The sequence below is a fragment of the Parachitinimonas caeni genome (assembly GCF_030129945.1).
GTDB classification, from domain to species: domain Bacteria; phylum Pseudomonadota; class Gammaproteobacteria; order Burkholderiales; family Chitinimonadaceae; genus Parachitinimonas; species Parachitinimonas caeni.
Genome location: NZ_JARRAF010000001.1, coordinates 1 through 20,409 on the forward strand (window position 1 = coordinate 1; position 20,409 = coordinate 20,409).

The following is a 20,409-nucleotide window of genomic DNA, read 5'->3' on the forward strand; positions in this document are numbered from 1 at the left end:
AGCACTCACACTTATCGACTGTATCTTGTTAAAGAACACTTGCTGGCCTGACTAACTATCGCTAAACTTCCCGGTTGCCCGTTTCGTTTCGCTGCGTCAGCAGCAGAGGAAGCGAACTATACGCCCCGCCCCTGAACTCGTCAACACCTCATACCAAAATATCTTTCAGCAATTCATCAAACTCCTGATTTATAAAGAAATTTATCAGGAAGATTTTTACCAAAAAGCAGCAATCCAACAATAAACTCTGACTTATCGGACAACCTGACTGCGTTTAGATAGAAAAAAACCCGACATAAAGTCGGGTCTGGGTGCAGCCAATTAATAATATATGTCGTTATTCGCCAGATGCTGGCGGCAAGCGCTCCTGTAAGGACTGGGCTTGGGTTACGTGGCTACCGGAAGGTACGCTCCGAGTCAGCCAGACATTCCCCCCGATAGTTGAACCCGCACCAATCGTAATACGCCCCAAGATTGTTGCACCGGCATAGATCACCACATCGTCTTCAACAATAGGGTGACGAGGCTGACCTTTATGCAGATTCCCCTCTGCATCAGCAGGGAAGCTCTTGGCGCCTAAAGTCACGGCTTGGTATAGACGCACACGCTCACCAATGATGGCTGTCTCGCCTATAACTACGCCAGTACCGTGGTCGATGAAAAATCCGCGTCCAATTGTGGCACCAGGATGAATGTCGATTCCTGTTGCGGAATGCGCTTGTTCTGCAACCAATCTCGCCAGCATTGGCACACCAAGCTGATACAGCACATGGGCCAGGCGGTGATGAACGATTGCCAGCATCCCTGGGTAGCACAACAGGACCTCATCAACACTTCGCGCAGCCGGGTCGCCGGCGTAGGCAGCCAGCACATCGGTATCCAGCATGCTGCGAACATCTGGTAGAGCCGCAGCAAATTGTCTGACGAGGTCTACTGCCCGAGCATCTATCTCGTGCTCAGTGGCGTCGTTCTGCTGTCTTGCGGTATAGCGCAACTCCAGCCGCACTTGGCGCCAGAGCGCATTCAATACGGCATCCAGCGTGTGGCCGACATAATAATCTTCGGTTTCCCGGCGCAGATCGGCTGGTCCCAGCCGCATGGGAAACAACGCTCCACGTAGATGAGTAATGATGTCGCGTAGCGCTTCCGGTGAAGGCAATTCCCTATCGCCCCGCTCCGAATTACCGCGCTGGCTATCGCGCCACGCCGTACGTACCATGCGCAGCTGACTCACCACCTGATCCAGATTCCAGTTATGCGCCATAGACGGGTAACTGGCTTGGGATAATCCATGTTTGCTCATAAGGGCATCCCTGTTGCATCGAACATACCCTCAAACAGGATGGAGCTGAGATAGCGCTCACCAGAGTCGGGCAGAATTACCACAATCGTTTTGCCGGCGTTTTCAGGCATCTGGGCCAGCTTCACAGCTGCGGCAGTTGCTGCGCCACAGGAAATCCCGGCCAAAATCCCCTCTTCCAGGGCCAATCTACGCGCAAAACGAACGGCATCGTCATTCGTAACGGTTTCCACTGCGTCGACCAGAGATAGATCCAGCACCTGAGGGACAAAACCGGCGCCAATGCCTTGGATTTTATGTGGAGCAGGCTGGAGTGGCTGCCCAGCACGGGACTGGGTAAGGATAGGACTGGCGGCAGGTTCAACAGCCACCGTCTGAATCGCCTTGCCCTGAGTCTGCTTGATGTAGCGGGAAATCCCTGTGATCGTCCCCCCCGTCCCCACGCCCGACACCAGAATGTCGATCTTGCCGTCGGTATCATTCCAGATCTCCGGGCCTGTCGTCGCCTCGTGAACCGCTGGATTGGCCGGATTCTTGAACTGCTGCAGCAGGACATAGCGATCTGGATCGGATGCTGCAATTTCCTCCGCCTTGGCAACCGCGCCACTCATACCCTTTGCGCCTTCGGTGAGTACCAGCTTTGCGCCATAAGCTAACAGCAGCTTACGGCGTTCAATGCTCATGGTCTCGGGCATAGTTAAAGTCAAAGGAATACCACGGGCCGCAGCAACAAACGCCAGCGCGATGCCAGTATTACCACTGGTTGGCTCGACCAGCTCTTTACCCGGCCCGAGCAGGCCGCGCTTCTCCGCATCCCAGATCATCGCCGCACCGATCCGACACTTCACTGAATAGGCGGGGTTACGCCCTTCGATCTTGGCGAGTACGGTGGCACCGGCGCCATCAGTAACCCGATTGAGCCGCACCAGCGGCGTCTTGCCAATTGAGAGTGAATTGTCTTCGTACCAGTTAGGCATTTTCTTTCCCTTATTAATAGATATGCTTGGCCAGGAATCCGATTACACGACCACCCAAAGTGTAGCGGCCTATAACACCGATGTTATACGGGGATTCGGGCAAAAGGTTCAATCTTGCACCGCAAGTTTCCGGGCAATGATCGTACGCAGGCAAAGAGCCGGATTCAGGCGCACCAAACCAACATATGGGGGGTTTGGCATAGTGAGAAGTAAATAAAAATACCTTCGATATATCCACTGGCAATATATGAGCCAGCAGCTGACTGAGGTCGCTGCGGCACGCTATATATATTAGGTAATCACCCTTCGCCCAGTTGCGGCCAAATCATCATGGCTTCCAATCCAGCCTGCATCGAATTCTGGTTCGACTTTGGTAGTCCTTACAGCTATTTGAGCATGATGCGGATAGACGCGCTGACCGCTGCGGCCGGGCTTACGCTCATCTACCGACCATTTCTGCTCGGACCGATTTTCAAGGCGCTGGGTTATGACACCTCGCCCTTTGTCGCTCACCCAGAAAAAGGGCGTTATATGTGGCGGGACATGCAACGCCAGTCCGAAAAGCAGGGATTACCTTTCCACAAACCTTCACTCTTCCCGAGGAACGCCCTGCTCGCCACGCGAGTCGCCATGCTTGGGGAGAATACGCCGTGGATTCGCAACTACTGCAGGGCAATCATGCGGCAGAACTTCGAAGCCGATCAGGACATCAGCCTTCGCAGCAATGTAGTCAGCGCGCTGCACGGACTGGTACCCGACGCCGACGCCCTTGTAGTGGCTGCGGGAGATGAATCAAACAAGCAGCGGCTACGGCAACAAGTGGCCATAGCGCAGCATCTGGGAATTTTTGGCGCCCCAACTTTTTTCGTGGGAGATGAGATGTATTGGGGCAACGACCGCCTGGATGACGCCATTGCACAAGCCAAGCAGGCAGGGCGGCTCTAAGCCGTACGCTGTTGCAGCTGCCGATACTCTCTCGGGCTCATCCCGGTCGCCTGCCTGACCTGGCGGGTCAGCGCGCTCTGATCGAAGAAACCGCAATCGAGTGCCACCTCGGCAATCGGATGACTCGTCTGTGCGAGCGCCATCAACGCAGCCTCCAAACGGGTTTTGCGTACGAACTGGCCCGTACTCATCAAAAATACCCGCTTCATCCGCCGGTCAAGCCGCGCAATCGACAAACCCGAAATATCCGACAACTCCTCAAGCGACACCTGCCGGTGATAATTGGATTGAATAAAATCAATCGTTTCGGCAAAGCGTTCGTCAATAAACGCCTCCCGACTCAGCTCGGTGAGATCCTTGGACAGACAAATCAAACCGATAAGCCGACCGTAGCGGTCATATAGCGGCTCCTTGCTCGACAGGCACCAGCCAGGGCGACGGTCGCGATACATGGTCAGGTCGAGGTTATCTACCACGGGTCGGCCATTGGCGAACACCACCTTGTCCTGTGCCGCATAGCGATCTGCCATGACTGACGGAAACAAATCGTAAGCCGTCTTGCCCAGCGCATCTCGCTTGTCGCGCAAGCCACAGCGATCCACGCAGGCTTCGCTGATCGCCACATACCGTCCTTCCGGGTCTTTGACAGAAAAGACAATATCCGGCAGGCGATCAAACAATGTCTGGGCAAACAAAGTATCACTGAGATCAGAAACCACATGCCGCTTGAAGGAACGGCTTTCCAGATCAATCTGCATCGCACCATCTCCCTTAGTCCCATCCTTGGCTGGAAATTCTGGTTGTATTTGGATGATCAATTCATTCCAGCCATGCCTCTTGCACAATCCGGCGGCCACTTCGTCCCTCTGACCCGCTCGCCGGCCTCCTTATTCACTGTATCCAAAAAAATGGCCGACTACTTCAAGGAAATGTAGTCGGCTCATATTCAAGACAGAGAAATCCGATCCCCGACCCACCTCCGTCAGCGATCGCATTAGCAGGCACCCGATTCGGAGTCAGGCCCCCGTCCCACCGCACTCCCGGTTCTCAGCCACCACACCAGGAAATGCCGTCCTTATTTACTGCACATACGTCGCGGTCACGCTGACCTCTGCGTAAGGTGATTTGGCAGGCAATGTAAGGTAATACCAGGTATTGCCGGCTGGTAAATAAATCGTCACTTTCTCGACATTTCCATCCTCTATGGATCTACCGTCAAATCGCATATTAGTCGGGTAATACCCACGGCCAACATACATATCCATATCACCGTTACCCCCTTTACTGGTAAAGACCAAGTTACGGGCGCCCGACGGTACAAATAGTGCCAGATAACCGACATTATCAGCGCTCACTTTAATCGCACAGCCCTTTTTCAATTCAAACTGACTCTCACACCATTTGACATCATCCGGCAAAGGCGGTGTACCACTGGTTGTTGCGGTGCTCACCCAGGATGCAAACTCACTATCGTAGCGACTGCCAATATCACTCATATATTTCTGATAGGATTGATAATCGCCAGAGCGGAAATTTGCCATTACCGCATTCACGTCGCCACGATGCTTCTCAACCATGAATCGTGCCGCCATATATCCCCAGGAATATGCGCGCGGCACATAATCACTCATACCATAAGTATTCTGGAATATCTGACTTAATTTATAAGTCCCTTTCTTCGCAACATCAATGGCCTTTTGATTGTTATTCTTCAGTGACAGATACTCCGCAATCCCCTCTATCCACCAAACCGTTGGCACGGTTGTAGATTTCGAGAAATCACCATACATATTGAATCGGCCATCCAGATAATGCACGAATTCATGCTCAAGATTCCAGATGCTGAATTTAGGCCGCAGCCAGGATGCCTCATGTGCGATAAATCTGGCTTGATTGCCTACTTTAGCCGGATCGCCTTCCAGGTACATTCCACCATTGTCGGTGGAAATATCAAATAGCGTTCCAGCCCATTTGTCGTAATTGGTATAGTCATCAAACACAACGACTTCCAGCGTTGTATTATTATCATTCGCCACCGGCTTGCGATTTGTTTGCAGCATGGCATGGAAATAATCTTCTTCCTGCGCTAATAGACTGCATGCCTGCTTGAATTGATCCTCCGTCATATCTTGCGCTTTAATCTTGATTGACGGGCTACAGGTATAGCGATTCTTCAACACCAAATCTTCAATCTTTGTACGATAGCCACATGTGCCATATTCCGCACAATTGGCACTGTCGTAATAATCCACTGCGCGTGCAGCCGCAATCCATAAATCGGAATCGACTCCCATCATGCTGCTACTGGCAAGCGTCTGTTTAACGTAGGTTTTTGCTTGATTCCGTGTCTGGGGGTACTGCATGAAACGGAAAGCCTCGTTAGCGGTATCGTTCAATTGATAAGCTTTCTTGGCATCAAGCAAGGCTGATTTATTCTGGGTGAGAATGCCATTTAAGGCATTGAGGTAAGACAGATCAGATACCAGCACAGCCTTGGCATCGTCCCGCCATTGCGCATAATAAAATATGGTCAGAATCCCCGTGAAGCCCGCATCGCCATCGTAATATTTAAATACATCGCTTGCGTTGGGGTTATTGCTCGAATTGGTAAAACGCACGACCAGATCTCTGACATAAGGCAGGAAATAAGCTTCATCCCGCATATTGGTCACCAGTGTCATGACTTCACGAGCAGTAGAACGTGCAACTGGATTAGGTTTAAATAAATTTGACCCGGTCATCAACTGTTTGAGGGCGGGCCGGATTGCATCGCGCACCTGGGTTGAAGGCGGATTGCTATCCGCCAGGAAATATCCTGCTCGCAGGAACAGTACCAGGTTATCAACCGCGCTGGTTGTCGCATTATAACTAGCCGCCTCGGCAGCTAATCTATTCACTACAGCAAGATAATTTGCCAATGTATAGATTTTTGCCTGCTGACTGGAGTTCGCAGAAAACAGCCCGTATGTGCATTCATAGTTTGGTAGAGAAACCAAATAATCTGCCAAGGCAGTGCCACTATAACTTGCAATTTTATCTACATCTGGACAATCTACCGCAGCGAAACTCTGCCGACTTATTTCCGGTAGACTAAAATGCGATTGCTGCTCATTGGGAGGCATTAGCTGTCGCAAATGCGGCGCATCAGGCTGATTCAACTTTCCATGAGAATGGGCAGGCAATTTTTCCGTATCATATTGATGTGGAATTTGCTCCGCCATTACATATTGGCTGGAAAATGCCGAAAACAGGCACAACGAAAGGAAATTCATTTTATATCTGACGAACATGTGAATACTCCTTATGAATGCAGCGCAATACGCTGATTCATTTCTCCTGATTGCGATGATTGCAGCCGGGAATGGATGATAATTACCATTCTCCAGGCCACTCCTTGTAGAGGGGGCATTTGCCCTTATTGTATTTACTGCTTACGCGAATGCGTCATTTAATTCGGCACTACGCCCGACAAAAGCTCTACAGAAACATTAAATTATTATTGTTGGCGCAATATGGCGGATGGGCGGGAATCTGTATTGCACAAATTCCACGCTCAGGCGTTGAAAATTTCCAAGAGGCGACCTTGCATTTGCGCCGACAAAAGGATGGGGAATGGCGCAAGTCGCTGATTACAAAGCGAGCCGCAGCGCACCATTCCAGCAATGGTTCGCCACGTTCTATTGGCTGTAAGTCTGTTTAATTGGTCAACACCAGATGGTGTAGGCGTCCAGCAGAAGCAGGGCCTGCTGGGCAAGCAAGGATGGCCCGGCCAGACAGGCTCGACAGGCCGGGGTGGCGTTTGGGGCAGAACCCGGCTTAGGTTGATGGGTCGGGGAAGTAGATGGCACTGGCCGGCACATTTTCCGTCAGCCAGACACCGTTTTCGGACAGATAAAAAAGGTGGCCGCTTTGGGCAAGTTCACCCGCCTTGATGGTCAGCACCACCGGTTTACCATGACGAGCCCCCACTGTGCGGGCGGTATCACGGGTTGCCGAAAGATGGACATGCAGGCGTGATTGCGGTGATAACCCATGACGGCGAATGGATTCGACCGTGTGGCTGGCAGTGCCATGATAGAGGAACTCTGGTGGCGTCTTTGGCGTAAACCCCAGATCCACCTTGACGGAGTGCCCCTGATTGGCCCGGATCCGCTGATTTTCTTCGTCCAGCGTAAATCGCTGTTTATCGTTATTGGCGACCACTTCCCGCAGCAGAGGCATGGAGAGCTGTACGCCATGCCTGGCAGCACATTTGATCAGCTGCGGCACATCCGCCCAGCCCTGGGCGTCCAGTGTCAACCCGATCGAACCCGGCTGATGTCGCAGGATCAGGCTGAGAAATTTGCTGACCGTGCGTTGATGATTTTCTCGTTTGCTATTCATTCCTTACTCATTCATGACGTTGTGCATTCACTTGATGCCGACCCTGCCCGCAGGGTGTCAGTGCATCAATGACCAGATTGAGAGTCTGCCGTGGCGGCTGCACCCGGTCTCGCGGTCGTCCACGAAATACTTAGGTGGCATGCAATCTGACCAGCGCCACTGGCACCAAGCAGACCAAGCCGCCCGAATCGAATTCCAAATGGCGCGTTGGCGCCGACGCCCCGTTCAAGTGGACTGGCTGTCGAGGAGGCAACAGTTCCAAGAACAGACAACGCGGCGGCGTGCGCTTGATCATACGCGATTCGGGAACCCTGGCCTGGACGACCGGTCTTGCCAGAGCGGCGGTAATCCATCGGCAACAGAAACGGGGGCGGAGTGCATGGCGTGGAACGAAAGAAGAGGACCGCTGCTTGCTGGTGTGACAGCAGCCATCTTATTGCATGGCTTGGCGTTGATCTGGCAAGGACCAAGCTGGCGGCAGGGCCGCCCTGACACCCTGCGGCTGCAGGTCATGCTACAACCCAAACCAGCCGCAGTGCCGGCAAGCCGTCCGGCAGAGCCCGCCAGGCTTGCATCGACGACGTTGACAACGCCGACACCGCACCCACGCCGACCGAGCAAGATCCCTCCCTCCCGTCAGGCCAGCGCTCCCATATCAACCATGCCGGCCCTAACCGGCAATCCTCCAGTCGAGGCCCCGCCGACGACCGATGCGACACCCGCCATTGATTTAGATGCGGCCCGCAAAACTGCGTCCGCGTTGGTGCGGGAGGAGGCGGCACGCCAGCCCAAGGCTCACCCGGCACTCGCCCGAGCCGAGCCGGAACAGGAAAGTAAACTTGCCAAAGATTTTCAGAAGTCAGTTCGAGCCGACTGCAAGGAGGCCTACTCGGGCTTTGGCTTGCTGGCCGTGGTGCCGCTAGTGCTGGATACCGTGCGCGACAAAGGCTGCAAATGGTAACAAGCCCTTGGTCTCCCAAGGGCTTGCATCATGCGTAATCACCGCGAAGATCAGTCGCCGAAGCCACGCAGCACCAGCTTGCCGATCACTTTGCCGTCTTCCAGCAATGCATGCGCACGCTTGAGATTGGCCGCATTGACCGGGCCAAGCACGTCACCCAGCGTGGTGCGCAAGGTGCCGTTATCCACCAAAGTCGCCACTTCGTTCAGCAGCTTGTGCTGCTCAATCATGTCGTCGGTCAGGAACATTGAGCGGGTGAACATCAATTCCCAGGCAAAGAAAGCACTTTTCAGCTTGAGTCCATGCAGCGGTAGATTCCGCTCGGTTTCAACAATTGTAACAATGCCACCCTGCGGCGCCACCAGCTCGACCATCGCATCGAAGTAGCTCTCGGTGTCGCTGGCGCAGAAAATATAATCCACATGCTTGAAGCCCGCTTCACGCGTTGCGCTGACCAAGGCATCGCCGTGCGCCACCGTGTGGTCGGCGCCCAGCTCCTTCACCCACTGCCGCGACTCCGGCCGACCCGCTGTAGCAATGACGGTCAACCCCGCTTGTTTGGCCAGCTGGATGGCAATCGAGCCCACGCCACCGGCACCACCAATGATCAGCAAAGTCTTGCCACGGTGAGCACCCGCACGATCAATCTTGAGTCGGTCGAACAATGCTTCCCAAGCGGTGATGCTGGTCAACGGCAAAGCGGCTGCCTGAGCAAAATCGAGCGTGGTTGGCATACGGCCGACAATGCGCTCATCCACCAGCTGGAACTCGGCGTTACTGCCAGCGCGGGTCAAATCCCCGGCGTAATACACCTTGTCGCCAGGACGGAACAGGCTCACCGATTCCCCTACGGCTTCCACCACGCCGGCCGCATCCCAGCCCAACACTTTGGGACTAGGCTCGACCTTGTCTTTGGGGGCACGAATCTTGTAATCAACCGGATTTACGGCAATGGCCTCAACTTTGACCAGAATATCGTGGCCCTTAGGTGCTGCCGGCTTGGGCAATTCGACATCGATCAGGGATTCAGGGTGGTCAATCGGCAGGTAACGGGTCAGGGCAACGGCTTTCATGGCAATTCCTATTCAAAATTCGGGTCTGGGTTCAAATCAGGCAGTCGATAAGGCGCAGGATTGGTGGTGACCCCATCGTTCCCGCGCCCAGCAATCCTTAGGCTCCAATGCGATGCATCATCTTGATATCGAGGGTGTCGAGCAGGCCCTCGGTTTTGGCGATGAACTCGGCCAGATGTGGCGATTGCAGGTGCTGCTCCAGCAGCGCACGGCTTTCCCAGTTCTCGTAGAACACAAACACGCCAGGGTTTTCGATATGACGATGCAGGTCGTATTGAATGAAGCCAGGCTCTTTACGGGTTGGAGGAATCAGCGCCAGCAATGCTTGCTCGACTTGGGCTTCTGCGCCGGGTTTAGCGATGATGGTGGCGACGACGGTCAGTGCGTTCATGGTGTTTCCTTTCTGCGATTCGTTGTTCGGTGATTCGATGCAGCGCAGTGTAGAGCGTCATGATTGGCGTGATTAGTCCCTATAATTTGGAATGACTATCCGCAATGGCGAACAATCACCATGAGCAGCCCGTTACTGAAACTGGACCAGATGGCCATCTTTGCCACCGTTGTCGAGTGCGGCAGCTTTACGGCCGCCGCGACCCAGCTTGGTCTGCCCAAGTCCACGGTCAGCCAGCGATTGGCCGAGCTGGAGCAGAGCATTGATCTGCGCTTACTGCAGCGCAGCACCCGCAAACTCTCGCTGACCGAGGCCGGGCAGGTCTATCTGACACACTGCCAGGCCATGCTCGAAGCCGCCCGTACGGCAGATGCCGCCATCTCGCAGCTGCGGGACGCCCCGGCAGGGGCTTTGCGCATCACTTCGCCCGAAGCCTCCGGCCTGACCCTGATCCCGCCAATGTTGGCGGCGTTCCGCAAGGAATTTCCACAGATCTCGGTGCATAGCATTGTTACCGACACCCACCTCGACCTGATCGGAGATCGGATCGACCTCGCCTTTCGCACCGGCCGCCTGCACGACTCCAGCTTTGTCTCGCGCAAAATCGGCCAGGTGCGGCGTGTACTGGTGGCCGCGCCCGCTTATCTGGCCGAGCGCGGGCAGCCTGAAGAGCCGGCCGATCTGGCCCAGCACCAATGCCTGCTGCATAGCTCACTGTCACAGTGGATGCTGACCTCGGAAGCCGGGTCCACCCTGTTCACCCCGCCTGCCAGCAACCTCAGCAGCAACAGCCTGTGTCATCTGCGGCAAGCTGCCGTGGCAGGCGCCGGCATTGCCATGTTGCCGGCCTTTCTGTGCCGACAGGAGCTGACGTCAGGGCAGCTGCAGGTCGTCCTGCGTCACCGCCCGCCCGTGCCGACCGACTATTACGCGATTTACCCCAGCCGCAGCCAGCTCTCGGCCGCCTTGACCGCACTGCTGCAATTCATTGAAGACTATGGACTGGCTGGCCGTCTGGCAGACTAAGCCTTGTTTGTCGGCCCGCAGCGGATCGCATAGGCTGTCACCACTCCCGACTCAACACCAACTCAACCCTCAGTGCCATGACCCAAACTTCTCCAGATACGCCTAGTGGTGACACCGTTGCCGATGCGGAAGCTTTGCACTTCATTCAGGCAGCCCTGGGCGCCCTGGCCAGGGCCGCCATCAGCTACGGAATCACCCACCAGACGTTCGCCAGTATGAGCAAGCACGCCTTTTTTGATGAAGCGCGCCAGTACGCCCCGCTCAAAGGCAAGCCGAACTCTGACAGCCGGATTGCTGTCCTGACGGGCCTGTCACGGCGGGATGTGCGTCAGCTGCGCGAAGCCGGCCCCCCCGAGCCCCCCAAGCCCAGCCTGAACTGGCGCATCAGCCAGCAGTGGTCCTCGTTGCCACAGTTTCTGGATGAGAACGGCAAGCGCAAACCCCTGCCTCGAACCCGCCATGCCGGCGGCGAAGTCTCGTGGGATGCCCTGGTGGAATCGCTCAGCCAGGAAGTCCGGCCCCGGACTGTGCTGGATGAATGGCTGCGGTTACAGCTGGCGGTGCTGGACGATCAGGATCGCGTTGTCAGCACCGATGAGAACAGTCATCTGAAGCGTCGCGGTGATGAAACCCTGACCCTGCGCATCGCCGCCCAGATGGTCAACGAGGCACTGCGCATCGCCCAGCGCTCACCGCAAGTCAGCTATCAGCAACCCGTCAGAGGCCTGCTCTCCTGTGACTATGGGCACCGGATGACCCACACCTCCGCCCAGCAGGTTTACCTGGCCGCCACCCACCAGATCATGCCGATACTGGATGACCTCAACCGCATGATTGTCGAGTTCGAGACACTGGACGCGGGCAAGGCCGATGCCAACTACCGGGTGTTTCTGGGCGTCATCTACCGGTACCTCGAAATGGGGAATGAACCAATGCTCATGCTTGATGACTCGCAACCCGCCTGATCTGGTTCCTGCTACCTCCCCCCGCCCCGTCAGCTCCTCCCCCTTCCTGCCAGGCTCTGTTGACGCTTTGCCTCCCCTGCTGCTGTTGTGAAAACACCGATGCGTGGCCCGATTATTGCGGGCCGCCTGACGGCTTGGCATTGCTGGATGTTTTCTCCCCTCTCATCCAAAAATGAACATTTTGTCTCACAAAATATTCCAATCGCATTTCGTTTATGTCAGTATAGCTAGGCAAGCCATCTGCCTCTTGAGTACTTTGCCTTCAAATAAACAATAAGATACTGAGTATTACGTAAAGCCGCATCGAGACATGGCTGCTGACTTTGCCCGAGGTCAGCACCAAGCAGTGAGCAAAAATGCACACACAATTCTTATTGAGAAGGACAAGCCAAAATGACATTTCGCCCCACCCGTATCGCACTGATCCTGTCGCTGCTCAGCGTCAGCATCAGCGGCGCCCACGCTGCCGATCAGATTCAGCTGACACCACAATCGGCATCACTCGCCAATATCCGCCGCAGCGAAGTGATGGACACGCATCTGCAGTTGCTCAGCAAGCAAGCCAACCCGGTACGTACCCGGGCAGCCGCCCAGATCGCTTCGGATGCGCCGCCGGCACCTGGCGTGGTTCTGAATCTGCCGCCTCTGGAAAATGGCTGGGTACGTATCGAAGCCATGGCCAAAGACCGAGACGAGGCGCTGCTGCGTGAGCTGACCGCTGCCGGCGTCATTCAGCTGCGCCAGAGCGGCAATCTGCTGACCGGGCTGATACCACCGGCCGCACTGGGCAATCTTGAGAAATTGACGCAGGCCCGCTTCGTTCGTCAGGCGCTTGGCGGCAAGACCAATAAAAGCGTGGTGTCTCAGGGAGATGCGGGCCAGGCCAGCGATCGGGCGCGCGCGCGCTTCAAGGTCGATGGCAAGGGGGCCAATGTCGGCGTGATCAGTGACTCTTATGATCGACACCAAGGCGCAAGCAAGGGGATTGCCGCGGGTGAACTACCCGGCCCTGGCAACCCGAATGGCTATCTGACTGCAGTAAAGGTAGTGAAAGAAAGTACTCGCACCATCAATAGCGATGAAGGGCGCGCCATGCTGGAAATCGTGCATGACATCGCCCCCGGCGCCAGCTTGTCTTTCTATGGGGCAGAGAACCATTTCGACCATGCAGAAGGCATCCGGCAACTGGCCAAGGCCGGGGCAACCGTCATCGTTGATGATCTCACCTGGTTTGGCGAACCCTGGTTTCAGGAAGGCCCGATTGCCCGCGCCGCCAGCGATGTGATGCGTCAGAACAATGCGGTCACCCTCACATCTGCCGGCAATGAAGCCAATAACTCAGCTGAAGGTGTGTTCAATCCATTGCCCGAGTCAGAAATCCACGGCCCATTGCGTGATGGCGGCTTCGGGTTGTGGGACAGCTGGCGTCTGCACGACTGGGGCAATGGCGCGAAGACCATCCCGATTACGCTGCACCCTGGCTCAGCCATTGCCATTATTTTGCAGTGGGACGAGCCCTTTGCCTCGGTCAGCCAGAATCGCCAAGGCGCCGGTTCGGACCTTGATATGTTCTGGTTCAGCGACCCGCAGGGCCGCAATGTGGTGTTCTCCAGCACCACCGGCAACCTGAACGGTGATGCCATTGAAACACTGTTCCCTTCTTTGCCGGGCAATGCACAGAAGTCAGAAACCTTCTATCTCGGCCTCGGCCGCTGGTCGGGCAGCAAGGGGAACAATCCTGGCAAATTCAAGGTACTGGTCTACGAACAAGACGGCCCTTCGGCAACCTTGAGTCGCCCGCATTTCAATTCCGCCACCATCCTCGGACATGCCAATGCCCCGCAGATCCTGAGCGTAGGGGCCGTCAATTACGACCAGATCAACCTGCCCACCGGCCCTCGCCCCTGGGAAAAATCGGCGGTCGGCGGCTTTGCCCCGACCCGCGACGCCAACGGCAATCCGGTTCGTGCCATCCCCACCAGCAAGCCGGACTTCAGCTCGCCACATCGCGCCAACACCAGCTTTTTCGGTATTGATCGGGACGGTGACGGCCTACCCAACTTCCAGGGCACTTCGGCTGCCGCCCCCCATGCTGCGGGCGTAGTGGCCCTCATGCAAAGTGCTGCGGGTATGAATCTGCCTGCCTACATGGTCAAGACCATGCTGACCGTCGGCTCAACCATTGATATGGATGACCCCTACGCCACGCCCTGGATGTTTGATTACAGCTTCGACAACAAATCCGGCTGGGGCTTTCTGAATGCCGAAGCCGCCGTTCGCCAGGCCATGCGCTACCGTCGCTAAACCCCGCACAGACCTGTGCCATCCCGACAGGGCTTTGCAACACGCCCTGCCGTCATCGTTTGACCCTCCATTTTGGCGCCTTCGGGCGCCATTTTTTTGCTTGTTACGCCTCAAGAACGCCCCCGTTACAAATGTTTACGCTTTACCCGGATTCGTTACATATCATTCTTTAGACTGATCTTGTTTTATCGCCAATGCGGGCAGCAAGATGTTCCGGTTCAGACCAACTGGCACACAGGTATCCTCATGACAGGCATGCAACGACCGCCGGGACAACACCGAATTCTGCGCAGGCTTATCTCGCTGATGAGTGTTGTATTGTTGGGGGTAGCCCTTTACGGGCAGCAGCACCTTGATCGACTGGCCCTGCATGCCAGCGATTCCACAGACAGCAATCCGGTAATCGGAATCACCCAGAGGTTGATGTCGGTCCGGGTGCTGCATCAGGTGGGTAGCCGCTTGAAACAAGCCTCAGCCAATGAGAGTGAGTTCATCAATCATGTCGTCAACTGGACACATCTGCAGATACGCCCGCAGTTTGCGGTGGCCGAACCTTTGGTCAGCGACAATATGCTGGGCATTGTTGTGCGGGGTTACGGTTATTGTGATCAGGTAGCCGCCGTCGCCGCCACCTTGCTCTGGACCCAGGGTTATCAGGTCCGACTATTAGAACTGCTGAACGATGAGGGCACCTCGCCGCACACCGCTCTCGAAGTCAAACTCGGAGAGCGCTGGGTATTGCTGGACCCGTGGCTCGGCACCAGTTTCTATCAGCAAGGCCAATTTCTCAGTGCGCATGAAATCAGCGATACGCAGATTGCGTACTGGGGTTACCACGATGTCAAAGCCCGCTATTTTCATCGTGGCCGGCCATGGACGGTTTTTCCGTTCCTCGACTGGGCGGCAATCAAAGGCCGCCTGCTGGCCCGCCTGACCGGACAAGCCCCGGCAGCCTTACCCACTGCGGCATCAAGCCCGGTTGCATTGCAAACGAGGCCGCCCGTCAGCGCACAACAACGCCGGGCCTATGTCGAAGCCCGGTTAGCCGGTCTGGTCAACGCCCCGCTTCCGACCACTCCCGTCCCCTTACCACCGCTGCAAGCTGGCGCGTTGCGCTTTCAGCAGGCCCTGACTCAGCCCGGCCTCCCCCCCTCCACCGCAACCGACCCCTGGCAGGCCAGCATCGACCTGCTTGATGGACTGCGCACCCAACCACCCGCGCTATCGCAGACGCTCTACAACGCCATCACCCTGCGGCGCAACCTGGAACTTGGCAACCTCAAACCCGAATGGTTGCCGCTCTACGCGGGCGGCATCCGCTAGCAGCCTTCACACAAAGCTCATCCTGCGCGCATCAAGCCCTCATATCCGCTGATTAAGGTGGTCGCATGTTCATCTTTATGGAGCTGCGACCATGCAGAAAGCTCTGGTTCTGAAAATGCTGGCGATTGGCGTTCTGGCGCTGATCCTGCTGGTGCCCCTCAGTCTCGTCAGTGGTTTGGTATCCGAACGCATGGCCTACCGTGAATCGGCCCAGCAAAGTCTTTCGTTGGGCGAAGGGGGGAGCCAGACTGTCAGCGGGCCCGTGCTGGTCCTTCCCTACCGCGAGAAGCGCACAGTCGTCGACCGCAACAGCAATGCCGAGCGTGAAGAGTGGATCGACAAGGCGCACTACTTGCTGCCCGAGAAACTCTCGATTGGCGGCCCACTCAATCCCGAGCAACGCAAGCGTGGCATCTACCGTTTCCTGGGCTACAAGGCCGATATCGCACTCGCTGGCAGCTACACGGTTCCCAACCTTGCCAGTCTGGCCCGTGGCGCCGAGCTGGAATGGGGAACGCCCTATCTGAGCCTGGGTATCCGCGATATTCGCGGCATTCAGCAAAGCCCGGTATTGCAATGGGCCGGGCAATCGTATGCCTTCATGCCGGGCACCCGCATGCGCCAGTTCGGTAGTGGCATTCACGCGCCACTGCCTGCACTGGATCCGGCCGGTGGCAACCTGGCCTTCCAGTTCAATCTGTTATTGAACGGCATGGGGTCCATCGAGATCCTGCCGCTGGGTCGGGACACCGAAGTCGCCCTGCGTTCCAGCTGGCCGCACCCCAGCTACTATGGCGCCTATCTGCCCGACAGCAGCAGTCCGCCACCATCGGCCGATGGCTTTGCAGCACGCTGGCGTACATCCTGGTTCTCGACCAACGCCCGGGAACGCTTTGACGAGTGCCTGGAAGGACATTGCGAGAAACTTGAAGAAGCACGTTTCGGGGTCAAGCTGATCGAACCGGTGGATGTTTATCTGAAAACCGACCGGGCCGTGAAATATGGCTTCCTGTTTGTGTTTCTGACGTTCGGAGCGTTTTTTCTGACCGAAGTCCTGCGCCGCGTGGCCGTTCACCCGGTCCAGTATGGGCTGGTTGGCATGTCGCTGGCCCTGTTCTTTCTGCTGCTGCTGTCCTTGGCCGAGCACATGCCATTCGTACTGGCGTATCTGGTTGCAGCAAGCGCCTGCGTCTTGCAAAACAGCCTGTACGTTCGCCACGTACTGCGCCACCGCTGGGGCGGCGTCGGCTTCGGGGCGCTGCTGACCGCCTTGTACGGCATGCTCTACAGCCTGCTGCAGTCTGAAGATCAAGCCTTGCTGATGGGCGCCCTGCTGCTGTTTGGTCTGCTCACGCTGGTCATGGTGCTGACCCGCCATCTTGACTGGTACCGTATCAACACCGATAGCGGTAACGAGGCATCCTCCCGTGACGGTCTGAATGAGGCGGACCTGCTGCCCGAAATGCCCAAAAAATAAGCACGTTTCCAACAGAAAATGGTGGCGACAAAACAATCACTTGGCCCGGACGCAATCACGCGGTAATCTGCGCGGTTTTTGTTCGAGAATGCCGGCCGCAGGGGGGGAATCCTCCGCCCCTGCCGACCACCAACCGGCCGCGATCCCGCGCCGGTCAGATTGGGCGCTGTTGACGTTTTGCATTTGTACCCACAAAGCGAAGATCCACAGCGCCTCGCTCCCAAGCCCGCGAATTGACCAAGCAGTACGCAGGTCAGATGGGGTTTGTTTGATGTCCATCGCAGCAGCTGGCTGCGATGCAGACGCTACACCCCGCTGCCGCGATTGACTGCGCGCATCCGCTCGGCTTGCACGACAATCTGGCCTGGCCCGACATCAACCGAAATATCGTGTTATGTCAAAGGTTTCGGATGCTTGGTGGAGTAGAATTGCCGCAGTCGCCATTGACCTTTCTGGAGATAACGTTTCCATGTCCGTTCTCGTCTCGGGCTCAGTCGCTTACGACACGATCATGGTCTTCCAAGACCAATTCAAGAACCACATTCTCCCCGACAAGGTACACATGCTGTCGGTGTCGTTCCTGGTACCGGAACTACGTAGAGAATTTGGCGGCTGTGCCGGCAATATTGCTTACAACCTGAAGCTCCTCGGCGGAGAACCGCTGATCGTCGCCACCGCCGGTCAAGACTTCGGCCCTTATTCCGAGCGCCTTGATCAGCTGGGCATCCGCAGTGATGCGATCCGGGTTCTGCCCGATTACTTCACGCCACAGTGTTTTATCACCACCGACGTGGCCGACAACCAGATCACCGCCTTCCACCCTGGCGCCATGGGCCGTTCGGATGAAAACAAGCCGGACCTCTCCGATGTCACCCTGGGTATCGTCGGGCCGGACGGTCTGCGGGGCATGCAATGCCGCTGCGAAGAAATGGCCGAGGTGAATATTCCGTTCATCTTCGATCCGGGTCAGGCCATGCCCCTGTTTACTGGCGAAGAGTTGCTGGCCTGCATTCGTAGCGCCAGCTACCTCGCGGTCAACGACTACGAAGCCGAACTGATGCAGCACAAAACCGGCAAGACCATTGACGAGCTGGCCAAAGAGGTCAAAGCCCTGATCGTGACGCTGGGTGCCGAAGGTTCGCGCATTTACGCCGACGGCAAAGTGCTGGCCATTCCACCAGCCCCCGCCCGCGCTGTGGTTGACCCCACCGGCTGTGGCGACGCTTATCGTGCTGGCCTGCTGCATGGCATTACCCACGGCTGGGACTGGCATGCCAGTGGTCGTCTGGCCTCGTTGCTGGGTGCCATCAAGATTGCCGAGCGCGGTGCGCAGAACCACACCTTTACACCTGAGTCGCTGGCAGAGTCTTATCTGCACGCCTTTGGTGAGCGCTGGCCAGGCTGATTCGACTGCCTGCCAATCCTGCAAAAAGCCGACGTATGCGTCGGCTTTTTGTTTTTCCGGCTTCCATTCAGCGTCCGCTGCGCCTCTACAGGTTTGGGCAGATCAAACACTTGATCTATAACAACCACTAGGCTCTGTTGACGTTTGCTCCCAGAAAAAAATGGCAACAGCACCTCGAAATGTCAGTTAAACCACTTGGAGCTGAAGCATGTTGAATTCGGTTCGCGGAAAAATACTGTTGGCCTACATGGTTGCGGCGGGCTTGGTGATGATAGCCGCCATTTTTGGCATCTTTAGCCTCAAGTCGGGCATAGACCGCTTCCGAAACGATGTCGCTGCGATGTCGGATGCCCAGGTGGGCATTTTGCAGATTCAGGTCGCATTCAAGACTCAGGTGCAGGAATGGAAAAATGTCCTGCTTCGTGGCAGTGACCCGGCCAAACTCGACAAATACTGGAAGGAATTCGAGAAAGAAGAAGCCAAGGTACAGGAAAGCGCCATGGCCTTGAGCAAGCAGTTGCCGGATGGACCCGCCCGACAGCTCGTCAATGATTTTGTCGCCGCCCATAAACAATTGGGCACCGACTATCGTGCCGGGCTGGAAGCCTACAAGCAGGCCAGCTTTGATCACAAGGCAGGTGACGCCAAAGTCAGCGGCAAAGATCGCGCCCCGACCGAGTTTCTGACCAAATCCATCGACACCATCAGCAAAGACGCCAACACCATGCGGCAGACCGTCAGCCAGCAGGCTGGCAGTGCCATCATGCAGAGCATGATCGCCATGCTGGTCGCCTCGGTACTGGGTCTGGTTGGCTTCTATGTGCTGTTTAATCAGTGGGTCTGCATCCCGTTGACGGATGTTGCCCGCCATCTTGAAGACATCACCCGTCGTAACGACTTCACTCATCGGATTGCCGTGAAAGGGCAAGATGAAATCGCCTCACTGGGCAGGGGGCTGAATGTCTGCATCGAGCGTATTCAGCAGGCCCTGAAGGAGATCGACAACGCCTCTGGCCACGTTACCGAAAACGCCCAGAACCTGTCGCAGGCCGCGCAACAACTGGCACAGTCCACCGACCAGCAAAGCGCCTCGGTGTCGAACATGGCCGCAGCGCTGGAGCAGATTTCCACCAGTCTGGCGCATACCGCCGAGAGCGCGGGCGATGCCCACAAACAGTCCGATGCCTCAGGCGATCTTGCCAATCAGGGCAAGCAGGTGATTGATACCGCCGTTGCCGAAATCCGCGAAATCGCCCGCTCGGTCGAATCCACCTCAAAAGACGTATATGAACTGGGCCAGCACTCCAACCAGATTTCATCTGTCCTGCAAGTCATCAAGGAAGTCGCGGACCAGACCAATCTGCTGGCCTTGAATGCCGCGATCGAAGCCGCGCGCGCCGGGGAGCAAGGCCGTGGGTTTGCCGTGGTAGCGGACGAAGTGCGCAAGCTGGCTGAGCGCACAGCCCATTCGACGGAGGAAATCCACAGCATGATGGACAAGATCCAGTCCAGCGTGCACACCGTTGTCGGCCAGATGAAGACCGTCGAAAGCAAGGTCACGACCTGTCAGGGCCATGCTGTGGAAGCCGAACAACTGATGACCGAGCTGCGCAACAAGAGCAGCCAGATCATCGGCGCCATTGGCGAAGTTTCCAGCGCGCTGAAGGAGCAAAGCTCGGCCAACCAGCTGCTGGCACGCAATGTCGAGTCGATCGCCCAGAGCGCCGAGGAAAACAGCAATGCCACCGCCACCGCCGCCGAACAGGCCCGACAAGTTGATGGGCTGGCGGGGCGCATGCAGAGCATCATTGCGGGTTTTGTACTCTAGGCTCTGTTGACGTAAGGTTTGCAGATTGCGCGGGGCCGATCATGATGGCCT

Annotated in this window: 16 protein-coding genes; 9 read left to right on the forward strand and 7 right to left on the reverse strand. The window is 56.4% G+C overall.

From position 1 onward, the window contains the following. Positions 1-337: 337 nt before the first annotated feature. Both epsC and cysK read right to left on the reverse strand, forming a co-directional pair. Positions 338-1,303: a serine O-acetyltransferase EpsC gene (gene epsC / locus PZA18_RS00005; protein WP_308447308.1), complete on the reverse strand. Its 966-nt coding sequence runs from the start codon at positions 1,301-1,303 to the stop codon at positions 338-340. Then, entirely contained in the window at positions 1,300-2,277 is a 978-nt protein-coding gene (cysK, locus tag PZA18_RS00010) for a cysteine synthase A (protein WP_284098714.1), read from the reverse strand. The genes epsC and cysK overlap by 4 nt, the downstream gene beginning before the upstream one ends. A 330-nt stretch (positions 2,278-2,607) precedes the next feature. On the opposite strand from cysK, the gene PZA18_RS00015 reads away from it, so the two are divergent. After that, positions 2,608-3,222 (forward strand): 2-hydroxychromene-2-carboxylate isomerase, encoded by a 615-nt coding sequence (locus tag PZA18_RS00015; protein ID WP_284098715.1) that lies wholly within the window; start codon positions 2,608-2,610, stop codon positions 3,220-3,222. On the opposite strand, the gene PZA18_RS00020 is transcribed toward PZA18_RS00015, so the two are convergent. The 3 genes from PZA18_RS00020 to PZA18_RS00030 all read right to left on the reverse strand — a co-directional run bounded on the left by PZA18_RS00020 (position 3,219) and on the right by PZA18_RS00030 (position 7,605). Then, a complete protein-coding gene (locus tag PZA18_RS00020; RefSeq protein WP_284098716.1) occupies positions 3,219-3,980 on the reverse strand; it encodes an AraC family transcriptional regulator in 762 nt (253 codons plus the stop codon). The two genes, PZA18_RS00015 and PZA18_RS00020, sit on opposite strands and share 4 nt — an antisense overlap. A 321-nt stretch (positions 3,981-4,301) precedes the next feature. Continuing rightward, complete coding sequence (locus PZA18_RS00025) at positions 4,302-6,512, reverse strand: M9 family metallopeptidase (protein ID WP_284098717.1); 2,211 nt, start codon at positions 6,510-6,512, stop codon at positions 4,302-4,304. A 526-nt stretch (positions 6,513-7,038) separates the two neighbouring features. Next, positions 7,039-7,605 carry an RNA 2'-phosphotransferase gene (locus tag PZA18_RS00030; RefSeq protein WP_284098718.1) on the reverse strand — a complete coding sequence of 189 codons (567 nt, stop codon included), beginning with the start codon at positions 7,603-7,605 and terminating at the stop codon, positions 7,039-7,041. A 379-nt stretch (positions 7,606-7,984) separates the two neighbouring features. Here PZA18_RS00030 and PZA18_RS00035 point away from each other — a divergent pair, with 379 nt between their 5' ends. Further along, a complete protein-coding gene (locus PZA18_RS00035; RefSeq protein WP_284098719.1) occupies positions 7,985-8,566 on the forward strand; it encodes a hypothetical protein in 582 nt (193 codons plus the stop codon). Between the two features lie 50 nt (positions 8,567-8,616). Here the strand turns inward: PZA18_RS00035 and PZA18_RS00040 are convergent, their stop codons facing one another. Together PZA18_RS00040 and PZA18_RS00045 are read right to left on the reverse strand one after the other, a co-directional pair. Continuing rightward, a complete protein-coding gene (locus PZA18_RS00040; protein ID WP_284098720.1) occupies positions 8,617-9,639 on the reverse strand; it encodes a zinc-binding alcohol dehydrogenase family protein in 1,023 nt (340 codons plus the stop codon). A gap of 97 nt (positions 9,640-9,736) precedes the next feature. Then, on the reverse strand, positions 9,737-10,030 hold the full coding sequence (locus PZA18_RS00045) for a putative quinol monooxygenase (RefSeq protein ID WP_284098721.1): 294 nt from the start codon (positions 10,028-10,030) through the stop codon (positions 9,737-9,739). A 120-nt stretch (positions 10,031-10,150) separates the two neighbouring features. Between PZA18_RS00045 and PZA18_RS00050 the strand changes: the two genes are divergently transcribed. The 7 genes from PZA18_RS00050 to PZA18_RS00080 all read left to right on the forward strand — a co-directional run bounded on the left by PZA18_RS00050 (position 10,151) and on the right by PZA18_RS00080 (position 20,358). Beyond that, positions 10,151-11,056: a LysR family transcriptional regulator gene (locus PZA18_RS00050; RefSeq protein ID WP_284098722.1), complete on the forward strand. Its 906-nt coding sequence runs from the start codon at positions 10,151-10,153 to the stop codon at positions 11,054-11,056. Between the two features lie 77 nt (positions 11,057-11,133). Further along, complete coding sequence (locus PZA18_RS00055) at positions 11,134-12,021, forward strand: DUF6502 family protein (protein ID WP_284098723.1); 888 nt, start codon at positions 11,134-11,136, stop codon at positions 12,019-12,021. A 393-nt stretch (positions 12,022-12,414) separates the two neighbouring features. Beyond that, entirely contained in the window at positions 12,415-14,325 is a 1,911-nt protein-coding gene (locus PZA18_RS00060) for a S8 family peptidase (protein ID WP_284098724.1), read from the forward strand. A 306-nt stretch (positions 14,326-14,631) separates the two neighbouring features. After that, positions 14,632-15,648, forward strand: coding sequence for a transglutaminase domain-containing protein (locus tag PZA18_RS00065; protein WP_284098725.1), 1,017 nt, complete (start codon positions 14,632-14,634; stop codon positions 15,646-15,648). 91 nt (positions 15,649-15,739) lie between these two features. Continuing rightward, a complete protein-coding gene (creD, locus tag PZA18_RS00070; protein WP_284098726.1) occupies positions 15,740-17,125 on the forward strand; it encodes a cell envelope integrity protein CreD in 1,386 nt (461 codons plus the stop codon). 469 nt (positions 17,126-17,594) lie between these two features. Next, positions 17,595-18,530 carry a carbohydrate kinase family protein gene (locus PZA18_RS00075; protein ID WP_284098727.1) on the forward strand — a complete coding sequence of 312 codons (936 nt, stop codon included), beginning with the start codon at positions 17,595-17,597 and terminating at the stop codon, positions 18,528-18,530. A gap of 208 nt (positions 18,531-18,738) precedes the next feature. Continuing rightward, entirely contained in the window at positions 18,739-20,358 is a 1,620-nt protein-coding gene (locus tag PZA18_RS00080) for a methyl-accepting chemotaxis protein (RefSeq protein ID WP_284098728.1), read from the forward strand. Positions 20,359-20,409 lie beyond the last annotated feature (51 nt).

Bases quoted from the DNA above. Each gene is read 5' to 3' on its own strand.
- PZA18_RS00035 (WP_284098719.1), top strand. From the start codon at position 7,985: ATGGCGTGGAACGAAAGAAGAGGACCGCTGCTTGCTGGTGTGACAGCA.
- PZA18_RS00015 (WP_284098715.1), top strand. From the start codon at position 2,608: ATGGCTTCCAATCCAGCCTGCATCGAATTCTGGTTCGACTTTGGTAGT.
- epsC (WP_308447308.1), bottom strand. From the start codon at position 1,303: ATGAGCAAACATGGATTATCCCAAGCCAGTTACCCGTCTATGGCGCAT.
- PZA18_RS00025 (WP_284098717.1), bottom strand. From the start codon at position 6,512: ATGTTCGTCAGATATAAAATGAATTTCCTTTCGTTGTGCCTGTTTTCG.
- PZA18_RS00040 (WP_284098720.1), bottom strand. From the start codon at position 9,639: ATGAAAGCCGTTGCCCTGACCCGTTACCTGCCGATTGACCACCCTGAA.
- PZA18_RS00075 (WP_284098727.1), top strand. From the start codon at position 17,595: ATGTCCGTTCTCGTCTCGGGCTCAGTCGCTTACGACACGATCATGGTC.
- cysK (WP_284098714.1), bottom strand. From the start codon at position 2,277: ATGCCTAACTGGTACGAAGACAATTCACTCTCAATTGGCAAGACGCCG.
- PZA18_RS00045 (WP_284098721.1), bottom strand. From the start codon at position 10,030: ATGAACGCACTGACCGTCGTCGCCACCATCATCGCTAAACCCGGCGCA.
- PZA18_RS00060 (WP_284098724.1), top strand. From the start codon at position 12,415: ATGACATTTCGCCCCACCCGTATCGCACTGATCCTGTCGCTGCTCAGC.
- creD (WP_284098726.1), top strand. From the start codon at position 15,740: ATGCAGAAAGCTCTGGTTCTGAAAATGCTGGCGATTGGCGTTCTGGCG.
- PZA18_RS00080 (WP_284098728.1), top strand. From the start codon at position 18,739: ATGTTGAATTCGGTTCGCGGAAAAATACTGTTGGCCTACATGGTTGCG.
- PZA18_RS00030 (WP_284098718.1), bottom strand. From the start codon at position 7,605: ATGAATAGCAAACGAGAAAATCATCAACGCACGGTCAGCAAATTTCTC.
- PZA18_RS00050 (WP_284098722.1), top strand. From the start codon at position 10,151: ATGAGCAGCCCGTTACTGAAACTGGACCAGATGGCCATCTTTGCCACC.
- PZA18_RS00065 (WP_284098725.1), top strand. From the start codon at position 14,632: ATGAGTGTTGTATTGTTGGGGGTAGCCCTTTACGGGCAGCAGCACCTT.
- PZA18_RS00055 (WP_284098723.1), top strand. From the start codon at position 11,134: ATGACCCAAACTTCTCCAGATACGCCTAGTGGTGACACCGTTGCCGAT.
- PZA18_RS00020 (WP_284098716.1), bottom strand. From the start codon at position 3,980: ATGCAGATTGATCTGGAAAGCCGTTCCTTCAAGCGGCATGTGGTTTCT.